Genomic DNA, 4,913 nt, shown 5'->3' with positions numbered 1-4,913 from the left:
GTGTTCAACGAAAGAAGCGATGAAGAAAGCCGCGGACATGGTGGCTATTTAAAACCTGAAACAAGTTGGAAGATAAAATTACTACCCCCTAGTAACTAAAATCCCCATTCGCCTTGTCAGCGAATGGGGATTTTATATTTATATAATGTTCAAAGCTTTTTACTGCTTGATATAAAGATCCTTAGAATAGATGCGGCCTTCTACGTTGTTCTTAGCAAAGCCACCGACACTTGGTCGCACTAGGCGAGCTTGCATGTAGTAGTAGATTGGCGCGATCGGCATGTCTTCAGCCAGTAACTGCTCCGCTTGGTCATAGAAACCTTGGCGATCTTGCTCGCTGGTTGCAGCTAAGGCGCTGTCCATCGCAGAGTCGTACTTATCGTTATTGTAACGCGCAAAGTTACCTGAAGATTCAGAACGCAGAAGGCTTAAGAAGGTCGACGCTTCATTGTAATCACCACACCAAGACGCTCGCATCACATCAAAATCACCTTGTCGACGCGACACTAAGTAAGACTTCCACTCTTGGTTTTCCAACTCAACTTGCGCGCCTAGATTACTTTTCAGCATGGATGCAATCGCCACCGCAATCGACTTATTCGATTCACTGGTGTTGTAAAGCAATTTAAAATCTAACGGGTTAGAAGCATCGTACCCGGCTTCTTTCAGCAACTCTTTCGCCTTTTGGTCACGCTCCCTTTGAATCCATGTACTGTACTCAGGTTGAGTGGCATCAAAACCCGCCGTGTATTCATGAGCAAAGGTATAAGCCGGTAAGTTACCTACTTGAGTCACGCCATTAGTAATCACATTGCGCATCATGGAATAAGACACCGCTTTACGCACTCGCGCATCATCAAACGGAGGGCGCGTGGTATTGAACGCGTAATAGTATGTACACAATAAAGGTACCGCTGTATACGCGTCTTGATATTTCATTTTTAGCTGCTGCGCCATGTGTGTCGGCACATCAGACGTGATATCGACCTCGCCCACCGCATAGCGATTAATCGACGCATTCTGGTTCTCAAACGGAATGTAAGTCACTTGGGTTAAGTGCGTATCTGAACTGTCCCAATAGTTAGGGTTCTTCTCCAGTTCAATGCGTTCGTTCACCACCCACTCGCCTAAAACAAACGCACCATTGCCAACAAACTGCTTCGGATCGCTCCACGGCTTATCGCTGTTTTCTAGCGTTGCCTTGTGAACGGGCATCATCGATGTATGGCCTGTCATCGCCACAAAGTAAGGCACTTTGCTATCGAGTTCGAATTTCACCGTATGCTTATCAACAGCCGAGATACCGAGCTCTTCAACAGGCTTCTTACCTTCTGCCACATCAGCGATATTTTTGATTTGAGTGAGCTTGAGATACCACACATTTGGCGAAGCAAGCTTTGGGTCGACCGCGCGTCTTATCGCATACACGAAATCATCGGCTGTCACCGGATCGCCATTCGACCATTTCGCGTCTTTACGCAGGTGGAATACAAACGTCTGGTTGTCTTCGGTTTCCCAAGATTCCGCGACACCTGGAGTGATGTTGCCATCGCGGTCTTGGATCACTAAACCTTCAAACAGGTCACGTAGAATGTGCATTTCAGGCAAGCCTTCTGCCTTTGCCGGATCGAGTGTCGCAGCTTCTGCATCATTGGCTCGCACCAAATGTTGCTCTTTTGCCAGTGAAACACCAGCAGGTAAGGTATCAGCAACGGCAGTCACTGAGATAAAAGGGGTCAATAAAGATGAAATGAGTAAAGCCGTTGAATGTTTCTTAAAATCCATGTTTTTTTGCTCTCCTAGCCTATCTTTGAAGCAAAGTAATAAAATTAACAATGCGACGGTTGACGAGTTTTGACGCTATGGTTTATTTAATAGAGGTCATCTAAATAGTAGTGACACTTTGATACTACTTGATCAATCAGGAGATTAAGGTGAGTTTAATTCCAAGAACGGAAAGAGCTGCGTTTTCGATAAAGCCGCTGTCATATGGAAAATCGGTGTTGGGTGCGCCTTTGCTCTATTTCCCCGCACAAGTAGAAAGCGAATCTCGCGGGCTGATTTTAGCGGGCACACACGGCGATGAAACAGCTTCTATCGCGGGTTTGTCTTGCGCCCTAAGAAGCTTGCCTGCCGCCAACTTACGACACGATGTGATCTTATCGATGAACCCAGACGGCAATCAACTAGGCACTCGCGCCAACGCTAACCAAGTCGATTTAAACCGCGCCTTTCCAACTCAAAACTGGACAGAAAACGGCACCGTCTATCGCTGGAGTTCTCACACTCCTGTCAGAGATGTAAAAGTCAATACGGGGCAAGCCGATCAGCTTGAACCGGAAGTGCAGTCGCTCATCAACCTCATCGAACAGCGTAAGCCTAAATTCGTCATCTCTTTCCACGAACCACTCGCCATAGTCGACGACCCAACTCAGTCAGAACTCGCCACTTGGCTAGGCAAGCAGTTCAACCTACCACTCGTCGAAGACGTCGATTACGAGACCCCAGGCTCATTCGGCACTTGGTGCGAAGAAAGAAACCTACCGTGTATTACCGTAGAACTGCCGCCCGTTTCTGCAGATCTGACTATCGACCAATATTTGGAGGCATTTGTGGCTGTGTTGGGGGGTGAGGGAGTTGTTTAAAGATTACTAACTCATTTTTGGACAATTCTGTGTTAAGTGCTCTACTAATTTAGCCTTATACGGATAACTTTTGGTATCGGAAAATCGCTTGATGGGTTGCCCAGTATTGCTGGGGCAGATCAATCGCACAATTTACTTATATAGAAGCATCGGGCTTGAAAAACGCCGCTTGTTCAACAATCGGATTAAGCGAGAACTTCGTAGTACTTAATCCTTATTTGTTAGGTAACATTTGTACTAATAATTTATTAATCATCAGTATTACAAATGACATTTTGATTGTTAGCTTTTAGCTGCTCTAGACCGTTAACTGTTGTAATACCTATAAGCCCCCATCTTCTTTAAAAATAGGCGAAGAATGTCTATTGGAGTCTGGGCAGCCAAATCACTTCACTTGGTTTCCAGTATTGATAGTGCAGAACTGTTTAAGCGAGATCAGCTTTTTTAGACAGGTTGTTAAGGAAGATAACCGTGAACTTAAGCTACTGATTTAAGTTCACTATGTTGTAGTGCTAATTATTCAAGGTGTTACACGAGTTATATTCCACTGACCATTATCTTTTGAATAAATAAATCGGTCATTAATTCGATCTATGCCACTTTGCCAAAATTCATAGTTATTAGGAATAATTCGGTAACCCCCAAAAAAAGGAGGCATAGATATGTCACCACGGCTGAACCTTTTCTTTATTTCATTTACTTTGTTTTCTAGAACGTCTCTGTGACTTACTGGAGAGGATTGTTCTGATAACCAAGCTGACAGCTTGGAGCCTTTTGATCCAACAGAAAAATACTTAAGAACTTCGAGTTTAGTGAGCTTTTCAGCATGACCTGTTATCTGTACTTGCCGTTCAAGCATATGCCAAGGAAAAATAAGGCTCACATTCGAATTAATAGATAAATGCTCAGATTTTCGGCTACTGAGATTTGTATAGAAGACAAAGCCTTTTTCGTTAAAATCTCGAAGCATAACAAACCGCTGTTCTGGTGTTCCCATAGAGGTTACCGTTGCAAGGCTCATTGCTGTTGGATATCTAATTCCTGAATCTTTAGCTTGATTTAACCACTGGTCAAATTGTCCAATCGGATCGGGGTTTAAGTTGTCAGAACTTAATCCATTATTTAAAATCATTTCTCTTACATTATCTAATGTACTCATTTCTGCCTCACAATACCTATTATCTTGAATAAAGAGTTTAATTAGATTTCATATATTAATGAGTTAAATTCTTAACAGAAACTAATTTTACTTGTATAACATACAAGAATATCTATGTGGGAGAATATTCATCCCGTAGTAAGCCCAAAATCCATTGATGAAGTAAATCATTACTAGAGCGAGGGTGCCAAGCTGAAATTACTTCAAAACTAGGCATTTTTTCTACCAAATTTAATTGTAAAAGTTTATCATTTGGTAATACTTTTGATGGTAAGAACGCTATGGCATCTGTCATTTCAATATATCGCGGGACAACAGAAAAACATGGTGCTGAAATTACAACATTTCTTTTATAACCTTCTTTTTCAAAATAGGAATCAATAGATCCTCTAAAATTAGCTCTAGATGGTGATACGATAATTTGAGGTATAGAAGCTATATCTGCTAGTTTTACTTCGGCTCTATTCAGAGATGAAGTTGTAGATGTAACACAAACAAAATGTTCACTAAATAAGCTCATATACGGATACGTATCGGGAATATAGTCAGGAAATGTTAGTGCTAAGTCAACTCTCCCAGTAATCATCAATTCGTGTAAGTTGTCGATCTCAAAATCACGAATAATTATTTTTAAGTTTGGAGCTAAAAGTCTTATTTTATTAAGCAATGAAGGCACTACAATTTGTTGTGCATAATCAGTAGCTGAAATAACAAAAGTAGTACTAATATTTTCTGGTTCAAATGTTGGTTGTTCTAGTAGTCCTTCTAGATCAGATAATATTTTTTCTATTTTTTCTTCCAGTTGTTCTGCGATGGGAGTTGGTATAAGACCGTTACTACGTCGAACAAATAATTGATCATCAAATATATCACGTAGTTTTCTCAACTGGTCACTAACCGCTTGTTGAGTTAATCCAACTTGATTTGCTACACGAGAAACATTTCGTTCCCTAAGTAATGCTTGCAATATACGAAGTTGCTTTATTTCCAATCGATTAATCAAACTCAAACTTGTACCTCTAACAAATAAAACATGTTTCTAATTGTAGCAAGTGCGCTCTAATATGACCAGACGGTTTACAGAAAACCGCGATAGCGATAGTAAATAC

The 4,913-nt window shown here is 41.4% G+C and carries 4 protein-coding genes; 1 reads left to right on the top strand and 3 read right to left on the bottom strand.

The annotated features are described in order from the left end of the window. Positions 1 to 159: 159 nt before the first annotated feature. Complete coding sequence (locus tag AB4232_RS21335; RefSeq protein WP_372087959.1) at positions 160 to 1,785, bottom strand: ABC transporter substrate-binding protein; 1,626 nt, start codon at positions 1,783 to 1,785, stop codon at positions 160 to 162. 149 nt (positions 1,786 to 1,934) lie between these two features. On the opposite strand from AB4232_RS21335, the gene mpaA reads away from it, so the two are divergent. Continuing rightward, the gene (mpaA, locus tag AB4232_RS21330; protein WP_372087958.1) at positions 1,935 to 2,645 is read left to right on the top strand and encodes a murein tripeptide amidase MpaA; all 711 of its coding nucleotides are present in this window, start codon (positions 1,935 to 1,937) and stop codon (positions 2,643 to 2,645) included. 520 nt (positions 2,646 to 3,165) lie between these two features. Here the strand turns inward: mpaA and pdxH are convergent. Both pdxH and AB4232_RS21320 read right to left on the bottom strand, forming a co-directional pair. Further along, positions 3,166 to 3,804, bottom strand: coding sequence for a pyridoxamine 5'-phosphate oxidase (pdxH, locus tag AB4232_RS21325; protein ID WP_280621465.1), 639 nt, complete (start codon positions 3,802 to 3,804; stop codon positions 3,166 to 3,168). 112 nt (positions 3,805 to 3,916) lie between these two features. Continuing rightward, positions 3,917 to 4,813 carry a LysR family transcriptional regulator gene (locus AB4232_RS21320; protein WP_280621464.1) on the bottom strand — a complete coding sequence of 299 codons (897 nt, stop codon included), beginning with the start codon at positions 4,811 to 4,813 and terminating at the stop codon, positions 3,917 to 3,919. Positions 4,814 to 4,913: the final 100 nt, after the last annotated feature.

The sequence above is a fragment of the Vibrio sp. 10N.286.46.A8 genome (genome assembly GCF_041470165.1).
Classification (GTDB): domain Bacteria; phylum Pseudomonadota; class Gammaproteobacteria; order Enterobacterales; family Vibrionaceae; genus Vibrio; species Vibrio tasmaniensis_A.
Note: the sequence above shows the minus strand (reverse complement) of the source record. Positions and strands in the feature narration are given on the sequence as shown.